This window comes from Nocardia sp. NPDC050712, from assembly GCF_040654295.1.
GTDB lineage: Bacteria > Actinomycetota > Actinomycetes > Mycobacteriales > Mycobacteriaceae > Nocardia.
Map to the genome: position 1 here is coordinate 1072710 of NZ_JBFAHT010000001.1, position 25734 is coordinate 1098443.

Here is a 25734-nt window from a genome sequence, read left to right on the forward strand (position 1 = left end):
GCACCGACACGACCGCCGCCGCGACCACGCTTGCGCCGACCGCCGATTCCGTCGGCAGTCCTGCCCCGCTGGCCAGCGTGGGTCGCCGCATCGCCGACGAACTAGGGGTGCGCGAATCCCAGGTCCGGGCCGCGGTGGAGTTGCTGGACGGCGGGTCGACCGTGCCGTTCATCGCGCGTTACCGCAAGGAGGTCACCGACGGTCTCGACGACGCGCAGCTGCGCCAGCTCGACGAACGTCTGAGCTACCTGCGCGAACTCGACGAGCGCCGCGGCGCGATCATCGAATCCATCAAGGGCCAGGGCAAACTCGACAACGCGCTGCTCGGCCAGCTGATGACGGCCGAGACCAAGGCCCGCCTCGAAGACATCTACCTGCCCTACAAGCCCAAGCGCCGCACCAAGGCCCAGATCGCGCGCGAGGCCGGGCACGAGCCGGTGGCCGACGCCCTGATCAACGACCCGGCCACCGATCCGGCCCAGTACAACGCCGAACAGCTCGACGGCGCCCGCGCCATCCTGGTCGAGCGTTTCGCCGAGGACGCCGACCTGGTCGGCGAACTGCGCGAACTGATGTGGAACCGCGGCCAGATCAAGTCCGCCGTGCGCCCGGGCAAGGAGGAGGCGGGCGCGAAGTTCGCCGACTACTTCGAGTTCAGCGAGCCGTTCACCAAGCTGCCCTCGCACCGCATCCTGGCTCTGCTGCGCGGCGAGAAGGAGGACGCGCTCAGCCTCCAGCTCGACACCGAGACAACGGAATTGGCTCCGGGGGAGCGCTCGATCTACGAGGGCCGGATCGCGGTCAAGTTCGCCATCGCCGACAAGGGCCGCGCCGCCGACACCTGGCTGCTGGACACCGTGCGCTGGGCGTGGCGCACCAAACTCCAAGTGAGCCTTGGCATCGATACCCGGATGCGCCTGCGCCAGGCCGCGGAGAAGGACGCCGTCGACGTCTTCGCGATGAACCTGCGCGACCTGCTGCTCGCCGCGCCCGCCGGCACCCGCACCACCATGGGCCTGGATCCGGGCTACCGGACCGGCGTGAAGGTCGCGGTCGTCGATGCCACCGGCAAGGCGGTGGCCACCGAGGTCATCTACCCGCACAAGCCGCAGGGGCAGACCGAGAAGTCGCTCGCCGTGCTCGGCGCGCTGGTCGCCCGGTTCAATGTGGAGCTCATCGCCATCGGCAACGGCACCGCCTCGCGCGAGACCGATGCCCTTGCCACCGAGCTGATCTCCCGCATCCCGGAGAACAAGCCCACCAAGATCGTCGTCTCGGAGGCGGGCGCCTCGGTGTACTCCGCCTCGGCCTACGCCACCCAGGAACTGCCCGACATGGACGTGTCGCTGCGCGGCGCGGTCTCCATCGCGCGCCGCCTGCAGGACCCGCTGGCCGAGCTGGTGAAGATCGATCCGAAGTCCATCGGTGTCGGCCAGTACCAGCACGATGTGTCCGAGACCCTGCTGGCCCGCTCGCTGGGCGCGGTGGTCGAGGACGCGGTGAACGCGGTCGGCGTCGACGTCAACACCGCCTCGGTGCCGCTGCTGTCCCGGGTCTCCGGGATCACCGGCTCGATCGCGGAATCCATTGTGGCGCACCGTGATCAGAACGGTTCCTACCGCAGCCGCAAGGCCCTGCTCGGGGTGCCACGATTGGGCCCGAAGGCGTTCGAGCAGTGCGCGGGCTTCCTGCGCATCCGCGGCGGCGACGACCCGCTCGACACCTCCGCGGTGCACCCCGAGGCCTATCCGGTGGTGCGGCGCATCCTGGATCAGACCGGTAGCGGCGTCGCCGAGCTGATCGGCAACACCGGCGTGCTGCGCGGGCTGCGGCCCGATCAGTTCACCGACGAGAAGTTCGGTGTCCCCACCGTCTCCGACATCATCTCCGAGCTGGAGAAGCCCGGCCGCGACCCGCGCCCGGAATTCAAGACCGCCGAGTTCGCCGCCGGCGTGGAGAAGGTCGCCGACCTGGAGCCCGGCATGGTGCTGGAAGGCGTCGTCACCAATGTGGCCGCCTTCGGCGCGTTCGTCGACGTCGGCGTGCACCAGGACGGCCTGGTGCACGTGTCGGCCATGTCGCACAACTTCGTCAAGGATCCGCGCGAGGTCGTGAAGTCCGGTGACGTGGTGAAGGTGAAGGTGCTCGAGGTCGACGTGCAGCGCCAGCGCATCGGCCTGTCGCTGCGCCTGGACGACGAGCCCGGCACGGCCAAGCCGGAGCGCGGCGGCGGCAACCGCGGCGGCGCACCGCGTGGTCAGACCGGCCAGGACAACCGGCAGCGGCAGAATGGACAGGGCAAGCAACCGGGCCGCGGCCAGGGTGGTCAGGGCAATCAGCGGCGCAGCGCGCCCGCCCCGACCGGTTCCATGGCCGACGCGCTGCGTAAGGCGGGCTTCGGCAAATAGGACGACGACCGGCAGGAGAGTGGTAGGCGGCCATGCGCAGGTGGCTCGAGAACGATGTGATCGCGCAGGGCCGGCTACCACTGCTGTGCTTCCTGCTCGGGTTCATCGTCGGGTTCCTGGTCATTCGGATCAGCGTCCGGCTGATCCGTAAACAGGTGCGCTGGTGGCCCGGCAACCTGCGCGCCGGGGATACCCACATCCACCACATGGTGATCGGTGTGGTGCTGGTCCTCGGCTCGGGTCTGGGTCTGATCGCGGTCTACGAGAGCGCGAGTGCGGGGGTCACGGCGGCGTTCGCCGCGACCTTCGGGGTCGGCGCCGCCCTGGTCCTGGACGAGTTCGCGCTCATCTACTACCTGCGCGACGTGTACTGGGAGGAACAGGGCCGCACCTCCGTGGACGCGGTCTTCGTCGCGCTCGCGGTGACCGGCTTGCTGCTGCTCGGGTTCCATCCGATGTCGTTCCTGGAGATCGCCGACGTGCGCAGCTCCATCGGCGACGACGCCAAGGCGGTGGCGGCCGCGATCAGCCTGTCCAATCTCGCGTTCGCCGCCGTCGTCATCGCCAAGGGCAAGATCTGGACGGGCCTGTTCGGCATGTTCTTCCCGCCGCTGCTGTGGATCGGCGCGCTGCGACTGAGCCGCCCCGGCGCGCCGTGGGCGCGCTGGCGCTACGCCGAACGCCGCCGCCTGATGTACCGCGCGATCGTGCGGGAGCGCCGCTATCGGCGGCCGGTGATCCGGGCCAAGATCTTCATCCAGGACCTGATCGCGGGCAAGCCCGACGTCGAGCATGTCCGCAGTGCCGCCGAGGCGGAGCTGGCGCGCAAGGTGGTGCCGGCCCCGCCCGCGCCGCACCCGCATCCGCTGTTCTCCCCGGAGCACTCGTTGTTCGCGCCGGAGCACCGGTCCGACCGCTGATCGGGCGCTCGAGCAGGGGCGATTTCTCCGGCGCGGCGGTGGTCTGGCACAATACTCGGGTTGCCCTGGGGAGATTTCTGTCCGCAGGAGCACCCTCCTAATTCGGAGCATGAACCGGTCGCGCGCCCTCGTCAGTAGCCAGGGTTTGCCGCCAGGGTCCTCTGTTCACGCAAACATCACAAAGGATGACAATGAACACCCTCGACTTCCTCGACGAAAAGTCGCTGCGCAGCGACGTCCCGGACTTCCGCCCGGGCGATACGCTGAACGTGCACGTGAAGGTCATCGAAGGCTCGAAGGAGCGCGTCCAGGTCTTCAAGGGCGTCGTGATCCGTCGCCAGGGTGGTGGCATTCGCGAGACCTTCACCGTCCGCAAGGTCTCCTTCGGCGTCGGCGTGGAGCGCACCTTCCCGGTGCACAGCCCCAACATCGACCACATCGATGTCGTCACCCGCGGTGACGTCCGTCGCGCCAAGCTGTACTACCTGCGCGACCTGCGCGGCAAGGCCGCCAAGATCAAGGAAAAGCGCTGATCTTGTAGCGACCCGTTCGCCACAGCCAGAGCGTTCGTAGCCCGGTACCCGCCGTCAGGCAGGGTGCCGGGCTACGCTGTTCGGCGTGGCAGACGAAAGTGGGTCGGTGTCGGTGTCGGGTGCGGACGACGAAGGCGCGGCACGCGCCCCCAGGGCGCGGCGCGCCAAGAAGACCAAGAAGCAGCGGCCGTTCTGGCAGGAACTGCCCATCCTGATCGTGATCGCGGCGGTCATCGCCGCGCTGATGGTCACCTTCGTCGGCCGGCCGTATGTGATCCCCTCCCAGTCGATGGAGCCGACCTTGCACGGCTGCCCCGGCTGCGTCGGCGATCGCATCTACGTCGAGAAGCTGAGCTACTACTTCGGTGATCCGAAGCCGGGCGATGTCGTGGTGTTCGTCGGCCCGCCGTCCTGGAACACCCGCTACCAGTCGATCCGCTCGGAGAACACCGCGATCCGCGGCGTACAGAACTTCTTCTCCTTCTTCGGCCTGGTGCCGCCGGACGAGAACGATCTGGTCAAGCGCGTCATCGCGATCGGCGGGCAGACCGTGCAGTGCTGCGACGCCGAGGGCCGGATCCTGGTCGACGGCAAGCCGCTGGACGAGCCGTATGTGAAGAACGACTACCCGTGGTTCGCGGGCAAGCAGAACGCCACCTACCCGGCCGGCCGGGTCTTCGGCCCGATCAAGGTGCCCGAGGGCAACCTGTGGGTGATGGGCGACAATCGCGACCAGTCCGCCGATTCCCGGGCGCACGTCTCGGACTCGCTGCAGGGCACCGTCCCGGTCGACAACGTCCGCGGCAAGGCGGTGTTCAAGATCTGGCCGCCGAGCCGTATCGGTCCGGTCAGCGCGGTCGATCCGCAGTGAAGTGACCCCCAGGCGAACCTAAGGCGCACGGCGGCAGGATAATTGGATCGTGGGGTATACCCGGAGCACCACTCTTTGGCCGCCGCGCGTCGTGATGCGCAAGGCGGGCGGTCTGCGCACCCTGGAGTCAGCACTGATCCGCAGCGGCCTAGGCCCCGTCGCCGGCGTCGACGAGGCCGGGCGTGGTCCGTGCGCGGGTCCGCTGGTGGTCGCCGCCTGCTTGCTCGCACCCAAGGCCTACGACCGGCTCGGCGGGCTCGACGATTCCAAGAAGCTCACCGAGGCCGCCCGCGAGGAGCTGTTCCCGGTGATCCAGCGGCTGGCGCTGGCCTATGAGGTCGTGGTAGTCCCGGCCTGGGAGGTCGACTCCATCGGCATCCACGTCGCCAATATCGAGGGCATGCGGCGCGCGGTAGCGGGGCTCGCGCAGACGCCCGGTTATGTGCTCACCGACGGTTTCCGGGTGCCCGGCATCCCCACGCCGTCGTTGCCGGTGATCGGCGGCGACGGGGTGGCCGCGTGCATCGCGGCGGCCAGCATCCTGGCCAAGGTCACCCGGGACCGGATGATGGTCGAACTCGACCAGCGTCTGCCCGGTTACGGATTCGCCGCGCACAAGGGCTACAACACGCCCGAGCACACCGAGGCGTTGCGGCGGCTCGGACCGAGCAGCGAGCACCGGCGCTCCTGGCGCAATGTGCGGGAAATGGCGGGGCTCGTGCCGGTAGATCCGGCCCTGGACTACGCCGACGCGGTGCTGGCCGAAGAGGCGCCGGAAGGCCGAGTGGCTACCGGCACGGTCCATGCGAGATGATGTGCACCAACGACCTGCGAAATAGGAGGACTTCCACCCGATGAGTGCCGAGGACCTCGAGAAGTACGAAACCGAGATGGAACTCTCGCTGTATCGCGAGTACAAGGACATCGTCGGTCAGTTCTCGTACGTGGTGGAGACCGAACGTCGCTTCTACCTGGCCAATTCCGTCGAGCTGCGGCCGCAGAACGCCGACGGCGAGGTGTACTTCGAAGTGCGCATGAGCGATGCCTGGGTATGGGATATGTACCGCCCGGCGCGTTTCGTCAAACACGTCCGGGTGATCACCTTCAAGGACGTCAATATCGAAGAGCTGGAGAAGCCCGACCTGCGGCTTCCCGAGTAGGGCTCGGCTCGCCGCGGCGAGTTGTCCACAGCTGAACGCTTATCCACAGCTTTTCTGTTTCCCCAGGTCGCTTCGGCGGCCGGGTCCGGGTGACGCCGCACGCTGTGCGGGTGACGGATAAAAAGGCGCTCGGCGCACGAGGGGAAGAGCTGGCGGCCCGGTACCTGCGGTCGGCCGGCTGGCAGATCATCGGCAGAAACTGGCGATGCCGCTACGGCGAGCTGGATCTCATCGCCCGCGCATCCGGAATCACCGCGTTCATCGAGGTGAAGACCAGGCGCGGCCTGGGTTTCGGCACACCCGCGGAATCGGTCACCTATCAGAAGCGGCGGCGCATCCGCACGCTCGCGCTGCTGTGGCTCAACGAGCACGACAGTCCGTGCCGCACGGTGCGGTTCGACGTCATCTCGGTGCTGCTGCTGCCGGGGCAGCGGCCGGTCATCGATCACCTCGAGTCGGCGTTCTGATGGCGCTCGGGCGCGCGCACTCGGTCGCGGTCACCGGGGTGGACGGCTTGCTGGTCGAGATCGAGGCCGATATCGGGCAGGGCCTGCCCTCGGTGCACCTGGTCGGCTTGCCCGACACCGCGCTCCAGGAATCCCGGAACCGGGTGCGCTCGGCGGTGGCCAACTCGGGGGAGAAGTGGCCGGACGGCCGGGTCATCCTGGCACTGTCCCCGGCCACCTTGCCCAAGGTCGGCAGTGTCTACGATCTCGCCCTGGCGGTCGCGGTGCTGGACGCCTCGGGCGCGGTGCCCTGCGAACGGCTGGCCGAGACGGTGGTGCTCGGCGAGCTCGCGCTCGACGGCCGGGTGCGCCGCGTGCGCGGGATCCTGCCCGCGGTGATCGCCGCCCGCAACGCGGGCTGGCCCACCGTCGTGGTGCCGGAACCCGCACTGGCCGAAGCAGGTCTGGTCGACGGCATCGAAATCCTCGGCGCCGCCAGCCTGCGCGCCGTGATCGACTGGCTGCGCGGCGAAGGCGCCCTGACCGAGCCCAGCGGCGACGTGCCGGTCCCGGCGCACACCGGCGGCGACCTGAGCGAGGTCGTCGGTCAGGACGAGGCCAGATGGGCGCTCGAGGTCGCGGCCGCGGGCGGGCACCACCTGCTCTTGACGGGCCCGCCGGGCATCGGCAAAACGATGCTGGCGCAACGGCTCCCGGGCTTGCTGCCGCCGCTCTCGGATGCCGAGTCGCTCGAGGTCACGGCCATTCATTCGATGGCGGGCCTGCTGTCCGGAAACCAGCCGCTGGTCACCATGCCGCCCTTCGTCGCGCCGCATCATTCCACCTCGGCCACGGCGATGGTCGGCGGTGGTTCCCCCGCGGCGCGGCCGGGCGCCGTCAGCTGCGCACACCGCGGCGTGCTCTTTCTCGACGAATGCGCGGAGATCGGGACGAAGGTGCTCGAGGCGCTGCGAACTCCGCTGGAGGAGGGCGAGATCCGGATCGCGCGGCGCGACGGGGTGGCGCGCTATCCGGCGCGGTTCCAGTTGGTCTTGGCCGCGAATCCGTGCCCGTGCGCACCCGCACGCGATGTCGACTGCATCTGCGCACCCTTGGCCCGGCGTCGCTACCTGGGCAAACTCTCCGGCCCCCTGATCGACCGCATCGACATCTGGGTCCAGATGCGCGGTCACTCCGGCGCGAGCTTCAGCTCGGAGAACGCCGAATCCAGCGCGGTCGTGCGTGCCCGGGTGGCCGCCGCCCGGCGCGCCGCGGCGCTGCGCTGGCAAGAAGACGGCTGGACCACCAACGCCGAAGTCCCGGGCCATGTGCTGCGCCAGCGTTTCCGCCTGCCCCACGACTCGATCGCCCCGGTCGAAACGGCCCTGCGGATGGGCCGCCTCTCGGCCCGCGGCGCCGACCGGGCCATCCGCGTGGCGTGGACCATCTGCGATTTGCGCGGCGCCGATGTCCCCAGCGCGCAGGACGTCATGCTGGCGTTGAACTTCCGGCAGCGGGGTGCGCAATGAGCCCGGCACTGCGGCTCGTCGATCTCGATGCCGCCGAGCCCGATCCGCCGGCCGGTGACCAGCGGCGGTTGGCCTGGGCGTACCTGTCCCGGGTGCTGGAGGGGCCGTGTCCGGCGTTGTCGGCGCTGATCGACTCGGTCGGCGTCGTGGAGGCCGCGCGTGCCGTGCGGGAGTGCGCGTTGCCGGAGTCCCTGCGCGGTCCCACCGAGTTGCGGCGCGCGATCGATTGCGCCGAGCGGGATCTGGAAACCATCGATCGGCTCGGCGGTCGCCTTGTCACCCCCGATGATCCGGAATGGCCGGCGTGGCGGATGCTCGGTCTCGCCCAATTGCCTTCGGGCCGCGATCGCGACGGCGCGCTGCCGCTGGCCCTCTGGGTGCGCGGCCCACTGTCTCTCCTCGAGACCAGCGAGCGCGCGCTGGCGGTGGTCGGCGCGCGCGCCAGCACACCCTACGGCGATCAGGTGACGGCCGACATCGTGAGCGACCTTGCGGCACAGGGGTGGACCATCGTCTCCGGCGCCGCGTACGGCATCGACGCGAGGGCGCACCGTGCCGCGCTGGCCGGCGGCGCTCCCACCGTCGCGGTGCTCGCCTGCGGGGTAGACCGCCCGTACCCGGCCGAGCACGACCGGTTGCTCGCCGAAATCGCCGACAGCGGTTTGGTCGTCAGCGAATACGCGCCCGGCGTCGCGGCACGGCGGTATCAGTTCCTGGCCCGGAACCGCCTGATCGCCGGTCTGGCGGACGGTGTGCTGGTGGTGGAGGCCGGGTTACGCAGCGGGGCGCGCAACACCGTCAAGTGGTCCCGCCGCCTCGGCCGCCCGGCCTTGGCGGTTCCGGGCTCGGTCGACTCCGCCGCCTCGGTCGGTTGTCACCGCATGATTCGCGATGGCGAGGCCCTGCTCGTCACCCGGGCGGAGGAGGTAATCGACGAAGCGGGCCCGTTGCGGCTATCGCTGCCGGGTGCCGCGGGTGTGGTCACCGGTCCGGAGGATTCGCTGAACGGTGGCGAGGCCACCGTTTTCGCTGCGTTGCCGAAGGTCGGTTCCCGCCTGCCCGCCGAGTTGGCCGCACACGCCGATCTACCGCTGCCCGCCGTTCGGGCCGCCTTGGCCGCGCTCGAGCTGGCCGACCTCGTCGGCGTCGGCGAAAGCGGCTGGTACCGAGTCGCATCGAAGCGCTCCAGGCGCCTCGGTGGGGGAGTCTGATGGCCGCGCGGCAGGCGCCTCGGGGTCCCGCGGAGGGCGCACCGCGGCGCGGGAGCTTGCCAGCGTGCGGTGCGGCGCGCCACGGTAGTCGGTATGGAGGAACTGCCGGAGGATCTGGAAGCGCTGCTGGCCGAGTACGGGCGGCATCTGCGGCTCGGGCGGAATCGGTCGGCGCACACCGTGCGGGCCTACCTCGGGGACGCCCGCTCGCTGCTGGCGCATCTGTGCGAGCGGGCGGCGGATTCGGCCGTGCGCGAGCTGGATCTGGCATTACTGCGGTCCTGGCTGGCCGCGCAGTCGGCGAAGGGCGCGGCGCGCACCACCATGGCGCGGCGCGCGTCCTCGGCGCGGACGTTCACGGCTTGGCTGACCAAGAACGGCCAGCTCACCATGGATCCGGGCTTGCGGCTCGGTTCGCCCAAGGCGCAGCGCACGCTGCCCGCGGTCCTGGGCCGCCAGCAGGCCGCCGACGCCATGGCCGCGGCGGAATCGGGTGCGGCGCAGCAGGATCCGGTGGCGCTGCGGGATCGATTGATCGTGGAGCTGCTGTACGCCACCGGCATCCGGGTGAGCGAGCTGTGCGGCCTGGATCTGGACGACGTCGACCGCGAACGCCGCCTGGTCCGGGTGCTCGGCAAGGGCAACAAGGAGCGCTCGGCCCCGTTCGGCGGGCCCGCCGACCAGGCCATCGAGCGCTGGCTGCGTTACGGCAGGCCCGCCCTGGCGAACGGCGAGTCGCGGCGGGCGCTGCTGCTCGGCCGCCGGGGCCGCAGGCTCGATCAGCGGCAGGCCAGAGACGTTGTGCACGAGGTGATTTCCGCGATACCCGGCGCGCCGGATCTGGGTCCGCACGGCCTGCGGCACAGCGCCGCCACCCACCTGCTCGAGGGCGGCGCCGATCTGCGCGTGGTCCAGGAGTTGCTAGGGCACGCCAGCATGGCCACCACTCAGCTCTATACCCACGTCTCGATCGAACGGTTGAAGAAGGTGCACGACCAGGCGCATCCGCGCGCCTGAGCGCGGTCGCGGGGAAAGCCTGTGGCGCGCGGCCGAAGCACCCTATTCTGGAACGAGTTCTAATTTGGGAGGCTTCGTGAACGACGCAGTCAGCGTGCACAGCGTGCTCGGCAAAGAGGTCAGGATGCCGGTCCAGATCCGGCAGGCCCGCGCCTTCCTGGCCTCCTATACCGTCGCGGCCGACGCGGCCCAGCGCGTCATCGATTATTCGGGCCTGCAACTGATCCGGGTGCCGGGCAATCGCGCGCTGTGCACCCTGGTGTTCGTCCAGTACGTCGACGGCGATCTCGGCCCGTATCACGAGTTCGGGGTGTCGTTCATGGTCCGCCACCACCGCGCCACGGCGGCCGGCGGGCTCGCCGATGCCCGTGCCCTGGCCGCCGGGCAGGCGGGCGTGTTCATCCACCGGCTGCCGGTCGACGGCGAGTTCACCCTGGCGGCGGGCCGCGGGATCTGGGGGTTCCCCAAGGAGATCGCCGACTTCCGGATGGACTACGAAGGCACCCATCGCCGCGGGGCGCTGCACCACAACGGGGAACTGGTGCTCGGTCTCACGGTCCGGCCGGGCTTCGCGGCCCCGGCCAAGCGCGGCGCGGGCACCTCTTTCGACGCCTACTCCCATATCGACGGCGTTACCCGGTGCACGCAGTGGGACATGGAACCGTCCGGCCTGCACGCCCGACCGGGCGGCGCCGATCTGACCCTGGGCGAGCATCCCTGGGCCCGGGAACTGGCGGCCCTCGGATTGCCCAAGCGCGCCTCGATGAGCTCGACCATCGCCCGGCTCCGGATGACCTTCCAGGACGCCACTCCGGTGTGATCCGCGGGGTCACCGGCTTTGCGCCGCCCGGGCACTAGGGTGAAAATCCCCGGCCCGATGGGAGAGGTGAGGTGGCGTCCGAGCCGCAGGAATCAGAGGACGAAGCGCAGCTCGACTACCGCTTCGATCTTGCCAACGAACGAACCTTCCTGGCCTGGATGCGTACGTCCCTCGGCTTGCTGGCCGGTGGTGTCGCCGTGCATACCCTGGTGCAGCCGTTCAAGACCGCCGGCTTCCGGCGGGCACTCGCGGTCAGCTGTCTGGTGCTCGCCGTCATCGTGGCCGTCGGCGCGTACGGCCATTGGCGCCGGGTCGGTACCGCGATGCGGCGCGGCGAGACGCTGCCCCGCACTGTGATGGTGCCGATCCTGTCCGCGGGCATCGCGATCATCTCGGTGCTGGCCGGTGTCGCGGTGCTGTTCAAGTGACCCCGCAGGCACGCGATGTCGGTCTTGCCGTGGAGCGGACCGCGCTGGCCTGGCGGCGTACCGCGGTATCGGCCATGGTCTGTTGCGCGCTGTTCCTCAACCACGCGCTCACCAGCGGCTGGCGTCCGGCCCAGGCCGCGCCGCTCGGCTCGGGCGCCGCGATGGCGGCGCTGGCCGTGCTGTGTTACGTCCGCAATCGCGCTCTGCGCGAGGGCAACCTGGCCAACAGTCGAACCGTGGTCGCGGCCGCCACCCTCGCGGTGGTCGCCGTCGCCTGCGTCGCGGCCACGATCGGTGTCACCATGCCAGATCCGTGAACCCACGAGGAGGATGAAGATGAGTGCAGCAGCAGATCCGAGCAGCTTCATCGTCGCCCAGAACGAGCGCGCGGTGGCCGAACTTCCCTTCGCCGACACCGCCGATCAGGCCGACTCCGCGCGCGGGTTCATCGCCGCGCTGGAGCCGGGCGTGGTCACCGCCGATGACGGAACGGTGGTGTGGGACACCGACTCCTACGCGTTCCTGCGTGAACCCTGTCCCGCCTCGGTGCATCCCAGCCTGTGGCGGCAGTCCGGGCTGGTGGTGCAGCAGGGGCTCTACGAGGTGACCGCGGGCATCTACCAGATCCGTGGTCTGGACCTGTCGAATATGACGCTGGTGGAGGGTGATTCGGGTGTCGTCGTCATCGACCCGCTGATCTCCGCCGAAACCGCGGCCGCGGGCCTGGCGCTGTACCGGGCGCACCGCGGTGACCGCCCGGTGACCGGGCTCATCTACACCCACTCCCACGTCGACCATTTCGGCGGCGCGATGGGCATCGTCAACGCCGAGGAGGTCGCGGCCGGCCGCTGCCCGGTGCTCGCGCCCGCCGGATTCCTGGAACACGCGGTGTCGGAGAACATCTACGCGGGAGCCGCGATGACACGCCGCGCCGCCTATATGTACGGAGCCGTACTGCCGCGCGGACCGCTCGGCCAGGTCGGGGCCGGTCTGGGCCAGACCAACTCGATCGGCAAGTTCACCCTGATAGCGCCCACACACGACATCACCGCCACCGGCCAGACCGAAACCGTCGACGGCGTCCGGATCGTCTTCCAGGTCACCCCGGGCACGGAGGCGCCGGCCGAGATGAACTTCTACTTCCCGGACCGTCGCGCGCTGTGCATGGCCGAGAACTCGACCCACACCCTGCACAACTTGCTGACGTTGCGCGGCGCGCTGGTCCGGGATCCGCACGTGTGGGCCAAGTACCTGAACGAGTCGATCACGCTCTACGCCGCGAACTCCGATGTCCTGTTCGCCTCGCACCACTGGCCCACCTGGGATAGCAGTCGAATCACGGAATATCTTGTGCTGCAACGGGACCTGTACGGCTATCTGAACGACCAGACGCTGCGCCTGCTGAACCAGGGCTACGTCGGCGCCGAGATCGCCGAGCTCATCCAGCTACCGCCCGCCATCGACAAGGCCTGGCACGCCCGGGGTTACTACGGTTCGGTCAGCCACAACGTCAAGGCCATCTACCAGCGCTACATGGGCTGGTTCGACGGCAACCCCGCGCACCTGTGGGAGCATCCGCCGGTCGAGAGTGCCCGGCGGCACGTGGAATTCATGGGCGGCACCGAAGAGGTGCTGCGCAAGGCGCAAGAATCCTACGACGCCGGCGACTACCGGTGGGTCGCGCAGGTTCTCAATTACGTCATCTTCGCGGGCCCCTACAACCGGGCCGCGCGCGAGCTACAGGCGAGCACCTTCGAACAGCTCGGCTACGGTGCCGAGAACGCCACCTGGCGCAACTTCTACCTCAGCGGCGCCTATGAACTGCGCTACGGCTCCTTCGGCACGCCCACCAAGGCGGATTCGCCGACCATGCTGAACGCCCTGACTGTCGAGCAGATCTTCGACGCGCTGGCCCTGCGGGTCGACGGGCCGCGGGCCTGGGAGCTGCGGATCGTCACCGAATGGCGAATCACCGATGAAAACCACACGCACCGAGTCGAATTGGGCAACGGCGTGCTGACCCACTACGACCGGCCCGAGGCCGGGGCTCGGCCCGCGCCGGACGCCACCTTCGCGCTGACCCGCGCGACTCTGATCCGGGTGCTGCTGGCCGGTGAGGATTTCGGGGTCGCCGTCGCGGCGGGCGATATCGAGATCGACGGTGACCCGGCGGTGCTGGCCAAGCTGGTCGGGGTCTTCGACGAGCCCGATCCGGACTTCGCCATCGTCACGCCGTGACCGGCCATGGCGCCTGACGCCGGACTGCGCGATCGTCTGCGGGCCGCGCTGACCGTGGCGATGAAGGCGCGCGACCGCGACGCCGCGGCCGCACTGCGATCCGCACTCGGCGCTATCGACAACGCCGAGGCGGTCGAGGCGCCGCGGGCGCGGGCCGGGGCCATCGAGGCGAGCGCGGCCGGGCTCGGTGCGGCCGAGGTGCCGCGCCGCGAGCTCACCGAGGATGACATCGCCGCGATCGTGCGCGCGGAGATCGCCGAGCGGCGCAGCGCCGCAGCGGAATACGACAACAACGGGCACACGGTGCGTGGCACAGCGTTGCGCGCGGAAGCGGATGCGCTGGCAGCGCTTTTGTAGGACAAACGTCGGGTAATTTCGGCTATCCTGACGCTGCCGGTCAAGCGCAAAGCGGTTCGTAGGGTGGCGTGGCACAGAACGATCAATTGACCGAGCGGTTCAGCTCGGCACTGCGGCTCGGCGGGGGCGATATCTCCGCCGCGTGCCAGGCGTGTGTGCAAGTGCTGCCGGTGCACGGCGCCGCGATCCTCATCGGCGAACGGCATCTCGGGCTGTGGCCGTGGTCGGTCACCGGAGTGGCGGCCGCCCGGATCGAGGGCCTGCAAGCCGTCGTCGCCGCCGGTCCAGCGGTTTACGCGTTCGCCACCGGCGTGCCGGTGCCCCTGCCCGATCTCACCACCCCCTGCCCGCGCTGGCCGGAATTCGCCGCCGCGATGAGCCGGGAATCGCTCACCGGCGCGATGGTCTCGGTACCGCTGCGGCTCGGCCTGGCCCGGCTCGGCACCCTGGACCTTTTCGATCCGGACCCCGGCATGGCGGCGCCGCCGACGATCGCGGCGGCCGTCCGGATCGCGGAACTGGTTACCGCGCAGCTGGTTTCGGCGCAGTCCGCGCGGTCGCCGGGCTGGCTGACACCGCCGCCGGACAGCGTCCTGATCCACCAGGCGGCGGGTATGGTGATCGCGCACCTGCACGTCGGCGCGCCCGAGGCCTACGCGCGGTTGCGGTCTCTGGCTGTCGGTCAAGGCCTTTCACTGTCCGAGGTTGCCGAGCGGATAATCGGGCGGCGGCTACCGATCGCCGCGGCACTCGACGCACACCCGCCGAAAACACACGGCAACTGAAGGTTTCGCCGGAGGCCCATCGGTCCATACCATGGTGAGGTTGGGCACGGTGCGGCGCAGGATCTCCGTGGCGGACACCAGGGTTCGCCGGTACAGGGGTGGTTCGGATGTCTGACAGCGAGCTGCTGGTAGCGGCGCTGGCAAAGCTCGCGCGCCTACTGGCCGCCGATGACACCGCCGCCCTGCTACAGCACGTGATCACCAGTGCCACCGAGCTTTTGGAGCTGGCCGGAGCCGGTGTGCTCCGGGTCGGAGAGGTATCGGAGCCGGGCCGGCCGGCGGCGATCACCGCGTCGGCGGTCGCGGTGGAAGAGCTGGAACAGAGCCAGCTCGCCGCGGCCCGTGGCCCGGCGCTGGAAGCCATGCGCCACGGTGCGCCCGTCACCGTCACCGAGATCGGAAAGTATCTCGACGTGTGGCCGGAATACGCGGGCGCGGCCGAACGGCATGCCATGTCCTCGGTCGCCAGCATCCCGCTGCGGCAGGGCGAGGCCAGTATCGGTGTGCTGTCCATCTATTCGGCCGAGCGCCGGGAATGGGCGGCGGGGGACCTCTCGGTCGGCGAGCTGCTCGCCCAACTGGCCGCCGGGCACCTCGTCACCGCGGACCGGCTCCGCGAGCAACAGCAAATCGCCGACCAGCTGCAACATGCCCTCGACGCCCGCATCGTCATCGAACAGGCCAAGGGCGTGATCGCCAACGCCCGCAACATCGCACCCGACGACGCCTACAAACTGATCCGCGCGCATGCGCGCCGCAACCGGATCAGCGTGCACGCAGTGGCCACCGGCATCGTCGAGCTGCGCCTGCGGATCTGATCGCGCACCGGATCGTGCAAATGCACACGCACGGCCGTGCGCCGGTCGGTAATCTGGCGAATGGCGGATTTCGAAACCCCTGCCCCCGGACCGGAATCCGAGCGCCGACGTGAGCATCCTTGCCCCCCGATGGTCGGTACCCACACCGTTCTCGCAGCCATGGGGGCTTCATGGTCTCGCACGTCTCCGCCGCCCGCCGCTATCGGCGCTGTTCCCTCCCGCGCGCCGAAGCCGACACCCTCGCTCAGCTGATGCGCCGCACCGGCGCCGGCGACCGCGACGCCTACGCACAGCTCTACGACCGCACCCGCAACCTCGTCTTCCACCGGGTCTTGACCATCGTGCGCGACCCCGGCTACGCGGAGGAGACCTGTCACGAGGTCTATCTGCAGGTCTGGCGCAGCGCGGCCAGCTATGACGAGCGCCGAGGTTCCGCGACGACCTGGTTGTGGACCCTGGCGCATCGCAAGGCGGTCGACCGGGTCCGCCACGAGCGCGCGGCCCTCGCGCACGAGCAGGCTTGGGCTGTAGGCGATTACGGCCCGCCGATCGACCTCGTCTCCGAGGAGGTGCTGCGCCGCCACGAATATCGCAGCGTGCGCCGCGGCCTCGTCGCCCTCACTCCGCTCCAGCGCGAATCGGTAGTCCTGGCCTACTACCACGGGCTCAGCTACCCCCAGGTCGCTGCCGAACTCGGCATCGGCCTGGCCACCGTCAAATCTCGTATCCGGGCCGGCCTGGCCCAACTCGAATCGGCGCTCGCGAGCGCCGCCTGAGCTCGCACATCCGTTCCCGTCCGCTGCCACAGCGGGTGTGCGAGCTCCTAGGCGGTCGGCAGCGTCCGGATGTACAGACCGGCCACCAGTCGCTGCACCACGCGCACCGCCGGCCCGCCGAGCCGGGTGTACCAGGTGCCCGGCCGCGAGAACGCGACCACCATCCCGTACACGCTGTCGTCGGTGGGGTCGTACTCCACCGCGAACAGCTCCTCCCCGGACTCCGGATGCCCGGGCAACGTCCCGTACGCGAACCCCCGCCGCTCCGGTTCGTCCAGCACGTACACCACCCGGCAGGGCGCGACGATCCCCATCGGCCCCACCCCCAACCGCACCGTTATCGCCGTACCCGCCTCCGCCGCCGGCGTACTGGCCCCCCGGAAGATGCCGGTGCCCTTCTGCATCCGATAAGCCAGAATCTCGCCCCCGGCCCGCTCGAACAACTCCCGCCCCCGCCCGATCCGCCGCCGCAACCGAAACTGGTGATACCCCTCCGGCATCACCCCCCCGCGTCGCCCCGATTTCGCTATACGTAAACGGCGGATCGCCAGCACCACTCATGCCCCGATCATCACCCCCCACCCACACCGAGCAAAGCCCCAACCCCAGATCTAGATCATCGTCACTAATCACCGCGGCGCAGAGCACCGTCTGCAGACGATGCCTCACCCGACTCGCAGTCCTGTGCGTGCCATCCCATCTGGGCCTGTTCGCTCCCGCTCGATCTCGAGAGCCAGCTACGGTCAGGGCGCTGTATGGGTCCCGAACCGACGCCAGTGACTCGCGGCGCGAGCTCACAAGTCTGGTCGCGGCCCCCGCAGCCCTGTGTCCCAATGTCGGCTACCGCGGAACTCGATGGTTTCGAGGTAGCGACTCGTGCCGGCCTGCACCTTGTGGCAAACCTTCGCGGGCCGTCTCGCTTCGTTCTGACCCGAGGCGAATTCCGCATGGCAGCGAGCCGTGGTCAATTATCTCGGCCTAGTGCAATGGGGCGCGCAGCTCGCAGCAAGGTAGCTGCGGATTCGTCACATGCCACCGGACTATGGCGATGTCGACCTAGTCCGTGCAGTGAAAGATGAAGTAAGCCAACTAGACTCACGCAATCCCGCTGACTTCGGCTTGTCGCCGTGGCCGAGTGGAGTGATGTCCCGTAACAGGGTGCGCTATCTCGCCGCGCTGGATTCGGGCAGCACCGGTTTCAACCGTATCGGTGAAAGGCGAAGCAGCCCGAGCGGATCCACGTACTCCCGTTTGGTTCGTGAACCGCCCTCCCGCCGCGCACCCCAGTGCAGGCACGCGGCGGCCGCGCATCCCTCGTGTCCAGCCTGCAGAGCTCCGATCACTGTGCCTCGCCCAACTCGTCGGCCCATCGCTACCTTCGCCTCCACCGGCTCATAGGTTGTGCGCAACCCACCGGAATGCTCGATCGACACCACCGGTTTCCCCGCCACTTCCCCCGCGAACACGACCACCCCATCCCCAGCCGCCAGCACCTCCTGCCCCGGAGCCCCCGCCAAATCCACCCCTCGATGCCCGGGCAACCAGTCCTGCGCCGGTTTGTCGAAGCGGCGCTCGATAACCGGACGCGGCCGCAACGGCCACCCGAACTCCGCAGCTGGAACGGCCCCGGCCGACGGCCCCGACATGACCGCGAGGGCCGCCACCAGGCTCGCGGCCAGTGCGAACCGCCCACGTCGCCAGTCGGAGCACCACCTATCTCCGAGCCCACAAGGGGCGGATCGGCTCGAAGGATTGGCCCGTGCCGTGTTCTTGTTCGGGGCTGCCCCGGTCGGCGCGCTCGCCACCAACGCAGGGTGCCGAGGTGCCCGACCGCGGCAGTCGGCACGGTGCTTGCCGGGAAGCGCGGATCGGCGGAACCGCCTCGATGGAGCGGTCCCCGCCGGCTGCTCCATCGAGGTGATCAGTGCCGACTGGTTCAGGTGGCTCAGTTCGGGCCCCACGCCAGGGTGAGGAGGACGGTGACTTCGCCCGGCGGGCAGGTGTCGGGGTTCGCGCACAGGGCCTCCGGCTGGTCGGCGTTCGAATTCGGGCCGACCAGCTTCAGGACGAGCGGGGTAGACGGCTGCTTCTTCGGCTTCGGCTTGGGCTTGGGTGTGGTCGTCTCGGCGGGCCGGGGATCCGTGTTCGGGTTGTCGGGCGCGGGGTGTGGGGGTTGGGTGAGCAGGCCGTTCACCAGCTCGGCGGTCAGTTGGGTCAGGGGAGGGCCGAACTGGGTGATCAAGCGGTGCAGTTCGGCGGTGGATCGGCCGAGCGCGGCGGCGACGCGTGGAACCAATTCCGCCGTCAGCGGCACCAGTTGTGCGAGCGGTGGACCGAACTCCGCGATCAGGCGCTGCACCTCGTTCGCGGGAACACCGAGGGCGGCAGCGATGTGCGGCACCAGCTCCGTCGTGAGTGGGGCCAACTGGGCAAGCAGCGGGCCGAGTGAATCGGCGGGCAACGCCTGATCGATCCGGCGGGGTGCGCTGCACACCGAGCCGGTGCACTGCCCGCCCGCCTCGGCCCGGGCGGGCTGGGCGGTGATCACGGCCGCCGCGAAGGCGAGGGGGACGAGCAGGGTCGTGGTGATCGAAGTACGGTTCATGACGTCGAGATTCGTCCGGCTGCGCGGCGTGCCGTAACCCCGCCTTCGGCGAGTGTGGACAACTTCCCGCACTGTGGAGATCTCGCATTTCTCCTGGTCAGAGGTCCGGGATCGGGGCGATTTAGAGGGTGGGGCACCCACGCCGTAGACTGATCGAGCGGTCTGTGCCTGGCATCGACCGACTTCGCGCGCCATCCGTGCTTGAAACAGTGAATCGTCGGCTGGTCCCGAGCCTGCACAGGTCCGGGTCCGACGGTTCGGAGGCGCCAGGGCTGCGAATCACCGATTCGCGGCGTCAACCACAACGAAAGAGAGATACGAGAGCAATGGCTGTCGTAACTATGAAGCAGCTGCTGGACAGCGGCGCGCACTTCGGGCACCAGACTCGTCGGTGGAACCCGAAGATGAAGCGGTTCATCTTCACCGACCGCAATGGCATCTACATCATCGACCTGCAGCAGACGCTGACCTACATCGACAAGGCCTACGAGTTCGTCAAGGAGACTGTCGCCCACGGTGGCACCGTCCTCTTCGTCGGTACCAAGAAGCAGGCCCAGGAGTCGATCGCGGCCGAGGCCACTCGGGTCGGTATGCCGTATGTCAACCAGCGCTGGCTGGGTGGCATGCTCACCAACTTCTCCACCGTGCACAAGCGCCTGCAGCGCCTCAAGGAGCTCGAGGCCATGGAGCAGACCGGTGGCTTCGAGGGTCGCACCAAGAAGGAAATCCTCATGCTCACGCGTGAGATGAACAAGCTGGAGCGCACCCTCGGTGGTATCCGCGACATGGCCAAGGTGCCTTCGGCCATCTGGGTCGTCGACACCAACAAGGAGCACATCGCCGTCGGCGAGGCGCGCAAGCTGAACATCCCGGTCATCGCGATCCTGGATACCAACTGCGACCCCGACCTGGTCGATTACCCGATCCCGGGTAACGACGACGCGATCCGTTCCGCCGCCCTGCTGACCAAGGTCGTCGCCTCCGCGGTGGCCGAGGGCGTGCAGGCCCGTGCGGGCGCTTCCTCGAGCGACGACAAGCCGGAAGCCGGCGCGGGCGAGCCCCTCGCCGAGTGGGAGCAGGAGCTGCTGTCGCAGGCCGCCCCCGCCGCCGCGGAGGCCCCGGCCGCCGAGGCCGCTGCCGAGGCGCCGGTTGCCGAGGCCGCTGCTGAGGCCCCGGTGGAGACCCCGGCCGAGGCCTGAGTCTCTTAACGCTCTGTTTCAGCGGTGATCATGTTGACGTGTCAGCGTGATCACCGCTGCCCAGTATCCAAAACTTTTCTCCTGAAGGAGGCTCGCCCGAGATGGCGAACTACACCGCTGCCGATGTGAAGCGGCTCCGGGACCTGACCGGCTCCGGAATGATGGACTGCAAGAAGGCGCTCGAGGAGAACGGCGGCGACTTCGACAAGGCCGTCGAGTTCCTGCGTATCAAGGGTGCCAAGGATGTCGGCAAGCGCGCCGAGCGCTCCACCGCCGAGGGCCTGGTCACCGCGCAGGACGGCGTCCTGATCGAGATCAACTCCGAGACCGACTTCGTCGCCAAGAACGCGGAGTTCCAGGAGCTGGCGAACAGCATCGTGGCCGCGGCCGCCAAGGCCCGCCCGGCCGATCTGGACGCGCTCAAGGCTGTCGACCTGGGTGGCAAGACCGCCGACCAGGCCGTGCAGGAGCTCGCCGCCCGCATCGGTGAGAAGCTCGAGCTGCGTCGCGTCGTGTCCTTCGACGGCCCCGTCGCCGTCTACCTGCACAAGCGCGCCACCGACCTGCCGCCCGCCGTCGGCGTGCTGGTCGAGTACAAGGGTGAGGGCGAGGCCGCCGAGGCCGCCGCTCGCGCCGCCGGTATGCAGGTCGCGGCCCTCAAGGCCAAGTACCTGACCCGGGAGGACGTGCCCGCCGACCTCGTCGCCAAGGAGCGCGAGATCGCCGAGGCCACGGCCAAGGAAGAGGGCAAGCCCGAGGCCGCTCTCCCGAAGATCGTCGAAGGCCGCGTCAACGGCTTCTACAAGGACGTCGTGCTGCTGGAGCAGGCTTCGGTCACCGACTCCAAGAAGACCGTCAAGAAGCAGCTGGAGGAAGCCGGCGTCACTTTGACCCGTTTCGCCCGCTTCGAGGTCGGCCAGGCCTGATAGCCACTGAAAAGACCCCTCACACATTGTGATTCAATGTGTGAGGGGTCTTTTTCTGTCCGGCCTGACGCGCCTTGCGCGGGGGCTTGTGCCGTGGCGCATTCCGGATAGGGCAGGATGAGAGCGCTTTGTGATGCGCACTCGCGCGCCATGTTGATGATCAATTGCCGAAGGAGACGAGCACCGATGACGGACCCGGGGACCGACCGCCCAGGATATCGCCGGGTGCTTCTCAAATTGGGGGGCGAGATGTTCGGCGGCGGCAAGGTCGGCTTGGACCCCGATGTGGTGCAGACGGTGGCCGAGCAGATCGCCGAGGTGGTCTCCGACGGCATCCAGGTCGCCGTGGTCATCGGGGGCGGGAACTTCTTCCGTGGCGCCGAGCTCGAGGAGCGCGGCATGGACCGGGCCCGCTCGGATTACATGGGCATGCTCGGCACCGTGATGAACTCCCTTGCGCTGCAAGACTTCCTACAGAAGCAGGGCATCGACACCCGCGTGCAGACCGCCATCACCATGGGCCAGGTCGCCGAGCCGTACCTGCCGCTGCGTGCCAAGCGGCACCTGGAGAAGGGCCGCGTGGTCATCTTCGGTGCGGGGATGGGCATGCCCTACTTCTCCACCGACACCACCGCCGCCCAGCGCGCCCTCGAGATCGACGCCGAGGTGGTGCTGATGGCCAAGGCCGTGGACGGCGTGTTCGACGCGGACCCGCGGGTCGTGGAGAACGCCACCATGTTCACCGAGATCACCCACCGTGAAGTGATCGAACAGGGCCTGAAGGTCGCCGACGCCACCGCTTTCAGCCTGTGTATGGACAACCAGATGCCCATGTTGGTGTTCAATCTGTTGACGAAGGGCAATATTGCCCGCGCGGTCGCCGGTGAGAAAATCGGCACATTGGTTCGGACCGACCCCGAGGCTTAGGAACCACCCAGACCAGGGGTCAGGACGATGACGACGCTGTGGAGTCGGTGTCAAGGAAGGACATGGTCGTGATTGAAGAAGCGCTCTTCGACGCCGAGGAGAAGATGGAGAAGGCCGTCTCGGTAGCGAAGGACGATCTCGGGAGCATCCGGACCGGCCGGGCCAACCCCGGCATGTTCAACCGAATCGTCATCGACTACTACGGCTCGGCGACCCCGATCACCCAGGTCTCCAGCATCACCGTGCCCGAGCCGCGGATGGTGGTGATCAAGCCTTACGAGCAGTCCACGCTCGGGCAGATCGAAACCGCGATCCGCAATTCCGATCTCGGCGTGAATCCCACCAACAACGGCGACATCATCCGGATCTCGGTCCCGCAGCTCACCGAGGAGCGGCGCCGTGAACTGGTGAAGCAGGCCAAGGGCAAGGGTGAGGACGCCAAGGTCTCGATTCGCAACGTGCGCCGCAAGGCGATGGAAGAACTGGGTCGCATCCAGAAGGATGGCGAGGCAGGCGAGGACGAGGTGGGGCGCGCCGAGAAGGATCTCGACAAGACCACCGCGCGATACGTCGGCCAGATCGACGAATTGGTCAAGCACAAGGAATCCGAACTGCTCGAGGTCTGAGGGGCATCGGGCGGCGGTTCTTTGGCGGGGGAACGAACGGAACTAGACGAGTTGAGCGACGGGACAATCGTGGCCGAAGACGCCGCCGCGACCGGTGCGGCCGACGAGCCGAGACCGGCTAGCGGCACACCTGAAGCGATGTCGGAGCATTCCGGCGACGCCCTGCACAGTGGTGGGTTCACCACGCCTGCCGCCGCCGCGGCGGTCGTGGCGCCCAAGTCGCGCGCGGGGCGCAACCTGCCCGCCGCGCTGGCCGTCGGGCTCGGTTTAGGTCTTTCGCTGATCGCGATCCTGCTGTTCGTGCCGAAGGTTTTCATCGCCGTGGCGGCCGCCGGTGTCGGCGTCGCCACCTGGGAGGTCGCCAAGCGCCTGCGCGAGGCCGACGTCATGGTGCCGCGCATCCCGTTGATCGTCGGTGGTCAGGCGGTCTTCTGGCTGGGCTGGCCGTTCGGGGCCAGCGGCGTCGCGGGTGCGTTCGCCGCGACGACGCTGATCTGCATGGTGTGGCGGCTTTTCGATCACGGCCTGCAACAGGCGCCGCGAAACTTCCTGCGCGACACCGCGATCACCGTCTTCACCCTGGCCTGGATCCCGCTGCTGGCGTCGTTCGCGACGTTGCTGCTGCTCGAACCGGACGGCAACCTGCGGGTCCTGACCTTCATGATCCTGGTGGTCTGCTCCGACGTCGGCGGTTACGTCGCCGGCGTGCTGTTCGGCCGGCATCCGATGGTTCCGTCGATCAGCCCGAAGAAGTCCTGGGAGGGTTTCTGCGGGTCGCTGGTCTTCGCGGTGATCGGCGGTCTGCTCACGGTGACCTTGCTGCTGCAGGCCAATTCGATGATCGGCATCGTGCTCGGCGTCGGCCTCGTCGTCGTCGCTACCCTCGGTGACCTGATCGAATCCCAGGTCAAACGCGAACTGGGCATCAAAGACATGGGTACATTGCTGCCCGGCCATGGCGGCATCATGGATCGTCTCGACTCCATGCTGCCGTCGGCCTTCGTCTCCTGGCTGGTGCTGAGCACCCTGATCTAGTGTTTGGCGACGCGCCTGAGTTGCAGGATGCGCAGCCCGCCGACCGAGGCCATCAGTAGCGCCCCGCCGATCGCGGACAGCAGGACGGCGATCCCGACCGGCAGGTTGAACTCCCAGAACAGCAGGCTCACCGTCACGCTGCCCAGGTTCTGCAGGATGAAGATGAGCAGCACGATCAGGATGAACGCCGAGACGATCAGCCCCACCCAGGTCCACCCGGTGCGGGTGCCGAGCGACTGTTTGGTCTTGGTGGGAGCCGGCGGCGGTGGCGGAGTGGTCTCCGGCCCGACCGGCTTCGTCTCGAAATCCGGTCCGCGTTTCTCGGTCTCCGTGTGATACGGCTCGGGCCCCGGCTGGTACGGCTCCGGTTCGAGGCGCTGCGGCTCGGCCTCCGGCCGCCGCGATTCGGGCTTGTGTTCGGGATTCAGCGACATACCCGGGGCATTCCCCCTAGTAGCCGCTCTACGCACCGCGCCGGGGTCCGATTCCGTGCCTTCAGTGCACCTGACGGCCGCTGTCGTCCCAGTACTTGCTGCGCAGTTCGCGCTTGAGGACCTTGCCTGCCCCGGAGATCGGCAGCGCGTCGGTGAGTTCGATGGTGCGCGGGGCCTTGTAGCCGGCGATGCGGGTTTTGGCGTGTTCGCGGATTTCCTCGGCGGTGACGGTGCTGCCGGGGACGCAGACGATGACGGCGTGGACGCGTTCGCCCCATTCGGCGTCGGGGACGCCGATGACGGCACAGGCGGCGACATTCGGGTGGGCGGCGACGGCGTTCTCGACCTCGGTGGAGTAGACGTTCTCGCCGCCGGTGACGATCATGTCCTTGAGCCGGTCGACGACGAAGACGTAGCCCTGCTCGTTCATGTAGCCACCGTCGCCGGTGTGCATCCATCCGTTGCGCAGGGCGGCGGCGGTTTCCTCGGGCTTGTTCCAGTAGCCGAGCATGACGTGATCGCCGCGCACCTGGATCTCGCCGACGGTGCCGGGCGGGACCTCGTTGTCGTCGAGGTCGGCGATGCGCACGTCGGAGTGCGGCGCGGCACGCCCGGCCGAGCGCATCTGGCCGCCGGTGTGGTCGGCGGGCCCGAGGATGGTGGCGACGGGTGAGAGTTCGGTCATGCCGTAGGCCTGGGTGAGGCCGGCGTTGGGGAAGGCCTTCATCACCCGGTCCAGTACCGCCTGCGAGACGGGCGAGGCGCCGTAGAGGATGCGGGCGACGCTGGACAGATCATGGTCGCCGATCTCGGGGTGGTCGACCAGCATCTGCAACATCACCGGCACGAGCAGGACGTCGGTCACCGCGTGCGCGGCCATCGCCCGCATGGTGGCCAGGGGCTCGAACATCGGGATGACGACGTGCGTGCCGCCGAGGAACACCACCGACACCCACCCGGCGAGGTCGGCCAGATGGAACATCGGCGCCGCGTGCAGATACCGGCCGCCGGGCGCGAACAGGTAGCCGGTCGCGACCGAGCCGAGCGCGGAGGCGAACAGGTTGTCGTGGCTGAGCATCACGCCCTTGGGAAATCCCGTGGTGCCGCCGGTGTAGAAGACGCCGGCCAGTTCGTCTCCGCCGCGGCGCGCATCGGCGATCGGCTCGGTGTTCGCGATCAGGTCCTCATAGGAGAGCGCGCCCTCGGGCGTCGGCCCGTCACCGCAGTGGATCACCGCCGCCAGGCCGTCGTAGGCCTGCCGGATGGCGGGCAGCATCGCCGCGAACGCGTCGTCGACGAACAGCACGTTGGTGCCGGAGTCGGCGAAGCTGTAGGTGATCTCGACCGGGCTCCACCGGATGTTGACCGGGTTGAGCACGGCGTTCGCCCACGGCACGGCCAGCAGGTATTCGCTGTAGCGATCGGAGTTCAGGCTCAGAATGGCCACCCGGTCGCCGTCGCCGACGCCGAGTTCGCGCAGCGCGCCGGCCAGCCGGGCGACGCGGTCGGCGACCTCGCCGAAGGTTCGGGTCCGGTCGCCGTAGATCGTCATGATCCCGTCGGGATCCTGCTGAACGGCGCGGTGCAGACCTTGGGTGAGGTACATCGTTCTTCCTCCGAGCGTGCGATGTGAATCACCCGTAGCGTAACACCGATCACAATCAT

At 68.7% G+C, this 25734-nt stretch carries 27 protein-coding genes and 1 pseudogene; 23 read left to right on the plus strand and 5 right to left on the minus strand.

Features of this window, described 5'->3' with window-relative positions; genetic code table 11:
- Positions 1–68 precede the first annotated feature (68 nt).
- The 18 genes from AB0H76_RS05170 to AB0H76_RS05255 all read left to right on the plus strand — a co-directional run bounded on the left by AB0H76_RS05170 (position 69) and on the right by AB0H76_RS05255 (position 16317).
- Positions 69–2408: a Tex family protein gene (locus tag AB0H76_RS05170; protein ID WP_357320402.1), complete on the plus strand. Its 2340-nt coding sequence runs from the start codon at positions 69–71 to the stop codon at positions 2406–2408.
- Positions 2409–2440: 32 nt separating this feature from the next.
- Entirely contained in the window at positions 2441–3328 is an 888-nt protein-coding gene (locus AB0H76_RS05175) for a hypothetical protein (protein ID WP_357317607.1), read from the plus strand.
- A gap of 191 nt (positions 3329–3519) precedes the next feature.
- Complete coding sequence (gene rplS / locus AB0H76_RS05180) at positions 3520–3861, plus strand: 50S ribosomal protein L19 (protein WP_357317610.1); 342 nt, start codon at positions 3520–3522, stop codon at positions 3859–3861.
- A 106-nt stretch (positions 3862–3967) separates the two neighbouring features.
- Complete coding sequence (gene lepB, locus AB0H76_RS05185) at positions 3968–4732, plus strand: signal peptidase I (RefSeq protein WP_357320405.1); 765 nt, start codon at positions 3968–3970, stop codon at positions 4730–4732.
- Positions 4733–4781: 49 nt separating this feature from the next.
- Positions 4782–5546 (plus strand): ribonuclease HII, encoded by a 765-nt coding sequence (locus AB0H76_RS05190; protein WP_357317613.1) that lies wholly within the window; start codon positions 4782–4784, stop codon positions 5544–5546.
- A gap of 40 nt (positions 5547–5586) precedes the next feature.
- Positions 5587–5892: a DUF2469 domain-containing protein gene (locus AB0H76_RS05195; RefSeq protein ID WP_011210678.1), complete on the plus strand. Its 306-nt coding sequence runs from the start codon at positions 5587–5589 to the stop codon at positions 5890–5892.
- A gap of 110 nt (positions 5893–6002) precedes the next feature.
- Positions 6003–6359: a YraN family protein gene (locus AB0H76_RS05200; protein ID WP_357317616.1), complete on the plus strand. Its 357-nt coding sequence runs from the start codon at positions 6003–6005 to the stop codon at positions 6357–6359.
- Positions 6359–7867, plus strand: coding sequence for a YifB family Mg chelatase-like AAA ATPase (locus AB0H76_RS05205; protein WP_357317619.1), 1509 nt, complete (start codon positions 6359–6361; stop codon positions 7865–7867). Before AB0H76_RS05200 ends, AB0H76_RS05205 begins: the two co-directional genes overlap by 1 nt.
- Complete coding sequence (gene dprA, locus AB0H76_RS05210) at positions 7864–9078, plus strand: DNA-processing protein DprA (protein ID WP_357317622.1); 1215 nt, start codon at positions 7864–7866, stop codon at positions 9076–9078. Before AB0H76_RS05205 ends, dprA begins: the two co-directional genes overlap by 4 nt.
- Positions 9079–9171: 93 nt before the next feature.
- Positions 9172–10095, plus strand: a complete 924-nt coding sequence (locus tag AB0H76_RS05215) for a tyrosine recombinase XerC (RefSeq protein WP_357317625.1) — start codon at positions 9172–9174, stop codon at positions 10093–10095.
- A 124-nt stretch (positions 10096–10219) separates the two neighbouring features.
- A complete protein-coding gene (locus AB0H76_RS05220; protein WP_357320408.1) occupies positions 10220–10915 on the plus strand; it encodes an acetoacetate decarboxylase family protein in 696 nt (231 codons plus the stop codon).
- A 71-nt stretch (positions 10916–10986) separates the two neighbouring features.
- Positions 10987–11343 (plus strand): DUF202 domain-containing protein, encoded by a 357-nt coding sequence (locus tag AB0H76_RS05225; protein ID WP_357317627.1) that lies wholly within the window; start codon positions 10987–10989, stop codon positions 11341–11343.
- Positions 11340–11660, plus strand: coding sequence for a DUF202 domain-containing protein (locus tag AB0H76_RS05230; protein ID WP_357317630.1), 321 nt, complete (start codon positions 11340–11342; stop codon positions 11658–11660). Before AB0H76_RS05225 ends, AB0H76_RS05230 begins: the two co-directional genes overlap by 4 nt.
- 19 nt (positions 11661–11679) lie before the next feature.
- The gene (locus AB0H76_RS05235) at positions 11680–13581 is read left to right on the plus strand and encodes an alkyl sulfatase dimerization domain-containing protein (protein ID WP_357317632.1); all 1902 of its coding nucleotides are present in this window, start codon (positions 11680–11682) and stop codon (positions 13579–13581) included.
- 6 nt (positions 13582–13587) lie between these two features.
- Entirely contained in the window at positions 13588–13938 is a 351-nt protein-coding gene (locus tag AB0H76_RS05240; protein ID WP_357317635.1) for a hypothetical protein, read from the plus strand.
- 68 nt (positions 13939–14006) lie between these two features.
- Positions 14007–14723, plus strand: coding sequence for an ANTAR domain-containing protein (locus AB0H76_RS05245; RefSeq protein WP_357317637.1), 717 nt, complete (start codon positions 14007–14009; stop codon positions 14721–14723).
- Between the two features lie 107 nt (positions 14724–14830).
- A complete protein-coding gene (locus AB0H76_RS05250; protein ID WP_357317639.1) occupies positions 14831–15541 on the plus strand; it encodes a GAF and ANTAR domain-containing protein in 711 nt (236 codons plus the stop codon).
- 170 nt (positions 15542–15711) lie between these two features.
- A complete protein-coding gene (locus AB0H76_RS05255; protein WP_357317642.1) occupies positions 15712–16317 on the plus strand; it encodes a sigma-70 family RNA polymerase sigma factor in 606 nt (201 codons plus the stop codon).
- Between the two features lie 47 nt (positions 16318–16364).
- On the opposite strand, the pseudogene AB0H76_RS05260 reads toward AB0H76_RS05255, so the two are convergent.
- From AB0H76_RS05260 to AB0H76_RS05270, 3 genes and pseudogenes are all read right to left on the minus strand, one after another.
- Positions 16365–16878, minus strand: a pseudogene (locus AB0H76_RS05260) (DUF1990 domain-containing protein).
- Positions 16879–17480: 602 nt separating this feature from the next.
- Positions 17481–17963, minus strand: a complete 483-nt coding sequence (locus AB0H76_RS05265; protein ID WP_357320410.1) for a M23 family metallopeptidase — start codon at positions 17961–17963, stop codon at positions 17481–17483.
- Between the two features lie 299 nt (positions 17964–18262).
- Positions 18263–18922 (minus strand): hypothetical protein, encoded by a 660-nt coding sequence (locus AB0H76_RS05270; protein ID WP_357317644.1) that lies wholly within the window; start codon positions 18920–18922, stop codon positions 18263–18265.
- Between the two features lie 326 nt (positions 18923–19248).
- Here AB0H76_RS05270 and rpsB point away from each other — a divergent pair, with 326 nt between their 5' ends.
- The 5 genes from rpsB to AB0H76_RS05295 all read left to right on the plus strand — a co-directional run bounded on the left by rpsB (position 19249) and on the right by AB0H76_RS05295 (position 23635).
- The gene (gene rpsB, locus AB0H76_RS05275; protein ID WP_357317647.1) at positions 19249–20121 is read left to right on the plus strand and encodes a 30S ribosomal protein S2; all 873 of its coding nucleotides are present in this window, start codon (positions 19249–19251) and stop codon (positions 20119–20121) included.
- A 101-nt stretch (positions 20122–20222) separates the two neighbouring features.
- Complete coding sequence (tsf, locus tag AB0H76_RS05280; RefSeq protein WP_357317649.1) at positions 20223–21047, plus strand: translation elongation factor Ts; 825 nt, start codon at positions 20223–20225, stop codon at positions 21045–21047.
- A 186-nt stretch (positions 21048–21233) separates the two neighbouring features.
- Positions 21234–21974 (plus strand): UMP kinase, encoded by a 741-nt coding sequence (pyrH, locus tag AB0H76_RS05285; RefSeq protein ID WP_357317652.1) that lies wholly within the window; start codon positions 21234–21236, stop codon positions 21972–21974.
- 68 nt (positions 21975–22042) lie between these two features.
- The gene (frr, locus tag AB0H76_RS05290) at positions 22043–22600 is read left to right on the plus strand and encodes a ribosome recycling factor (protein WP_357320413.1); all 558 of its coding nucleotides are present in this window, start codon (positions 22043–22045) and stop codon (positions 22598–22600) included.
- A gap of 138 nt (positions 22601–22738) precedes the next feature.
- The gene (locus AB0H76_RS05295; protein ID WP_357317654.1) at positions 22739–23635 is read left to right on the plus strand and encodes a phosphatidate cytidylyltransferase; all 897 of its coding nucleotides are present in this window, start codon (positions 22739–22741) and stop codon (positions 23633–23635) included.
- On the opposite strand, the gene AB0H76_RS05300 is transcribed toward AB0H76_RS05295, so the two are convergent.
- Positions 23632–24069, minus strand: a complete 438-nt coding sequence (locus tag AB0H76_RS05300) for a lipopolysaccharide assembly protein LapA domain-containing protein (RefSeq protein WP_357317657.1) — start codon at positions 24067–24069, stop codon at positions 23632–23634. The two genes, AB0H76_RS05295 and AB0H76_RS05300, sit on opposite strands and share 4 nt — an antisense overlap.
- 61 nt (positions 24070–24130) lie before the next feature.
- Positions 24131–25675 carry a long-chain fatty acid--CoA ligase gene (locus AB0H76_RS05305; protein ID WP_357317659.1) on the minus strand — a complete coding sequence of 515 codons (1545 nt, stop codon included), beginning with the start codon at positions 25673–25675 and terminating at the stop codon, positions 24131–24133.
- Positions 25676–25734: the final 59 nt, after the last annotated feature.

What these genes read in the sequence shown, in the direction of transcription:
- AB0H76_RS05175 (WP_357317607.1), top strand. Translation starts at nt 2,441, where the DNA reads ATGCGCAGGTGGCTCGAGAACGATGTGATCGCGCAGGGCCGGCTACCA.
- rplS (WP_357317610.1), top strand. Translation starts at nt 3,520, where the DNA reads ATGAACACCCTCGACTTCCTCGACGAAAAGTCGCTGCGCAGCGACGTC.
- AB0H76_RS05195 (WP_011210678.1), top strand. Translation starts at nt 5,587, where the DNA reads ATGAGTGCCGAGGACCTCGAGAAGTACGAAACCGAGATGGAACTCTCG.
- AB0H76_RS05205 (WP_357317619.1), top strand. Translation starts at nt 6,359, where the DNA reads ATGGCGCTCGGGCGCGCGCACTCGGTCGCGGTCACCGGGGTGGACGGC.
- dprA (WP_357317622.1), top strand. Translation starts at nt 7,864, where the DNA reads ATGAGCCCGGCACTGCGGCTCGTCGATCTCGATGCCGCCGAGCCCGAT.
- AB0H76_RS05215 (WP_357317625.1), top strand. Translation starts at nt 9,172, where the DNA reads ATGGAGGAACTGCCGGAGGATCTGGAAGCGCTGCTGGCCGAGTACGGG.
- AB0H76_RS05220 (WP_357320408.1), top strand. Translation starts at nt 10,220, where the DNA reads ATGCCGGTCCAGATCCGGCAGGCCCGCGCCTTCCTGGCCTCCTATACC.
- AB0H76_RS05235 (WP_357317632.1), top strand. Translation starts at nt 11,680, where the DNA reads ATGAGTGCAGCAGCAGATCCGAGCAGCTTCATCGTCGCCCAGAACGAG.
- AB0H76_RS05240 (WP_357317635.1), top strand. Translation starts at nt 13,588, where the DNA reads ATGGCGCCTGACGCCGGACTGCGCGATCGTCTGCGGGCCGCGCTGACC.
- AB0H76_RS05250 (WP_357317639.1), top strand. Translation starts at nt 14,831, where the DNA reads ATGTCTGACAGCGAGCTGCTGGTAGCGGCGCTGGCAAAGCTCGCGCGC.
- AB0H76_RS05255 (WP_357317642.1), top strand. Translation starts at nt 15,712, where the DNA reads ATGGTCTCGCACGTCTCCGCCGCCCGCCGCTATCGGCGCTGTTCCCTC.
- AB0H76_RS05265 (WP_357320410.1), bottom strand. Translation starts at nt 17,963, where the DNA reads ATGTCGGGGCCGTCGGCCGGGGCCGTTCCAGCTGCGGAGTTCGGGTGG.
- AB0H76_RS05270 (WP_357317644.1), bottom strand. Translation starts at nt 18,922, where the DNA reads ATGAACCGTACTTCGATCACCACGACCCTGCTCGTCCCCCTCGCCTTC.
- rpsB (WP_357317647.1), top strand. Translation starts at nt 19,249, where the DNA reads ATGGCTGTCGTAACTATGAAGCAGCTGCTGGACAGCGGCGCGCACTTC.
- tsf (WP_357317649.1), top strand. Translation starts at nt 20,223, where the DNA reads ATGGCGAACTACACCGCTGCCGATGTGAAGCGGCTCCGGGACCTGACC.
- pyrH (WP_357317652.1), top strand. Translation starts at nt 21,234, where the DNA reads ATGACGGACCCGGGGACCGACCGCCCAGGATATCGCCGGGTGCTTCTC.
- AB0H76_RS05295 (WP_357317654.1), top strand. Translation starts at nt 22,739, where the DNA reads ATGTCGGAGCATTCCGGCGACGCCCTGCACAGTGGTGGGTTCACCACG.
- AB0H76_RS05300 (WP_357317657.1), bottom strand. Translation starts at nt 24,069, where the DNA reads ATGTCGCTGAATCCCGAACACAAGCCCGAATCGCGGCGGCCGGAGGCC.
- AB0H76_RS05305 (WP_357317659.1), bottom strand. Translation starts at nt 25,675, where the DNA reads ATGTACCTCACCCAAGGTCTGCACCGCGCCGTTCAGCAGGATCCCGAC.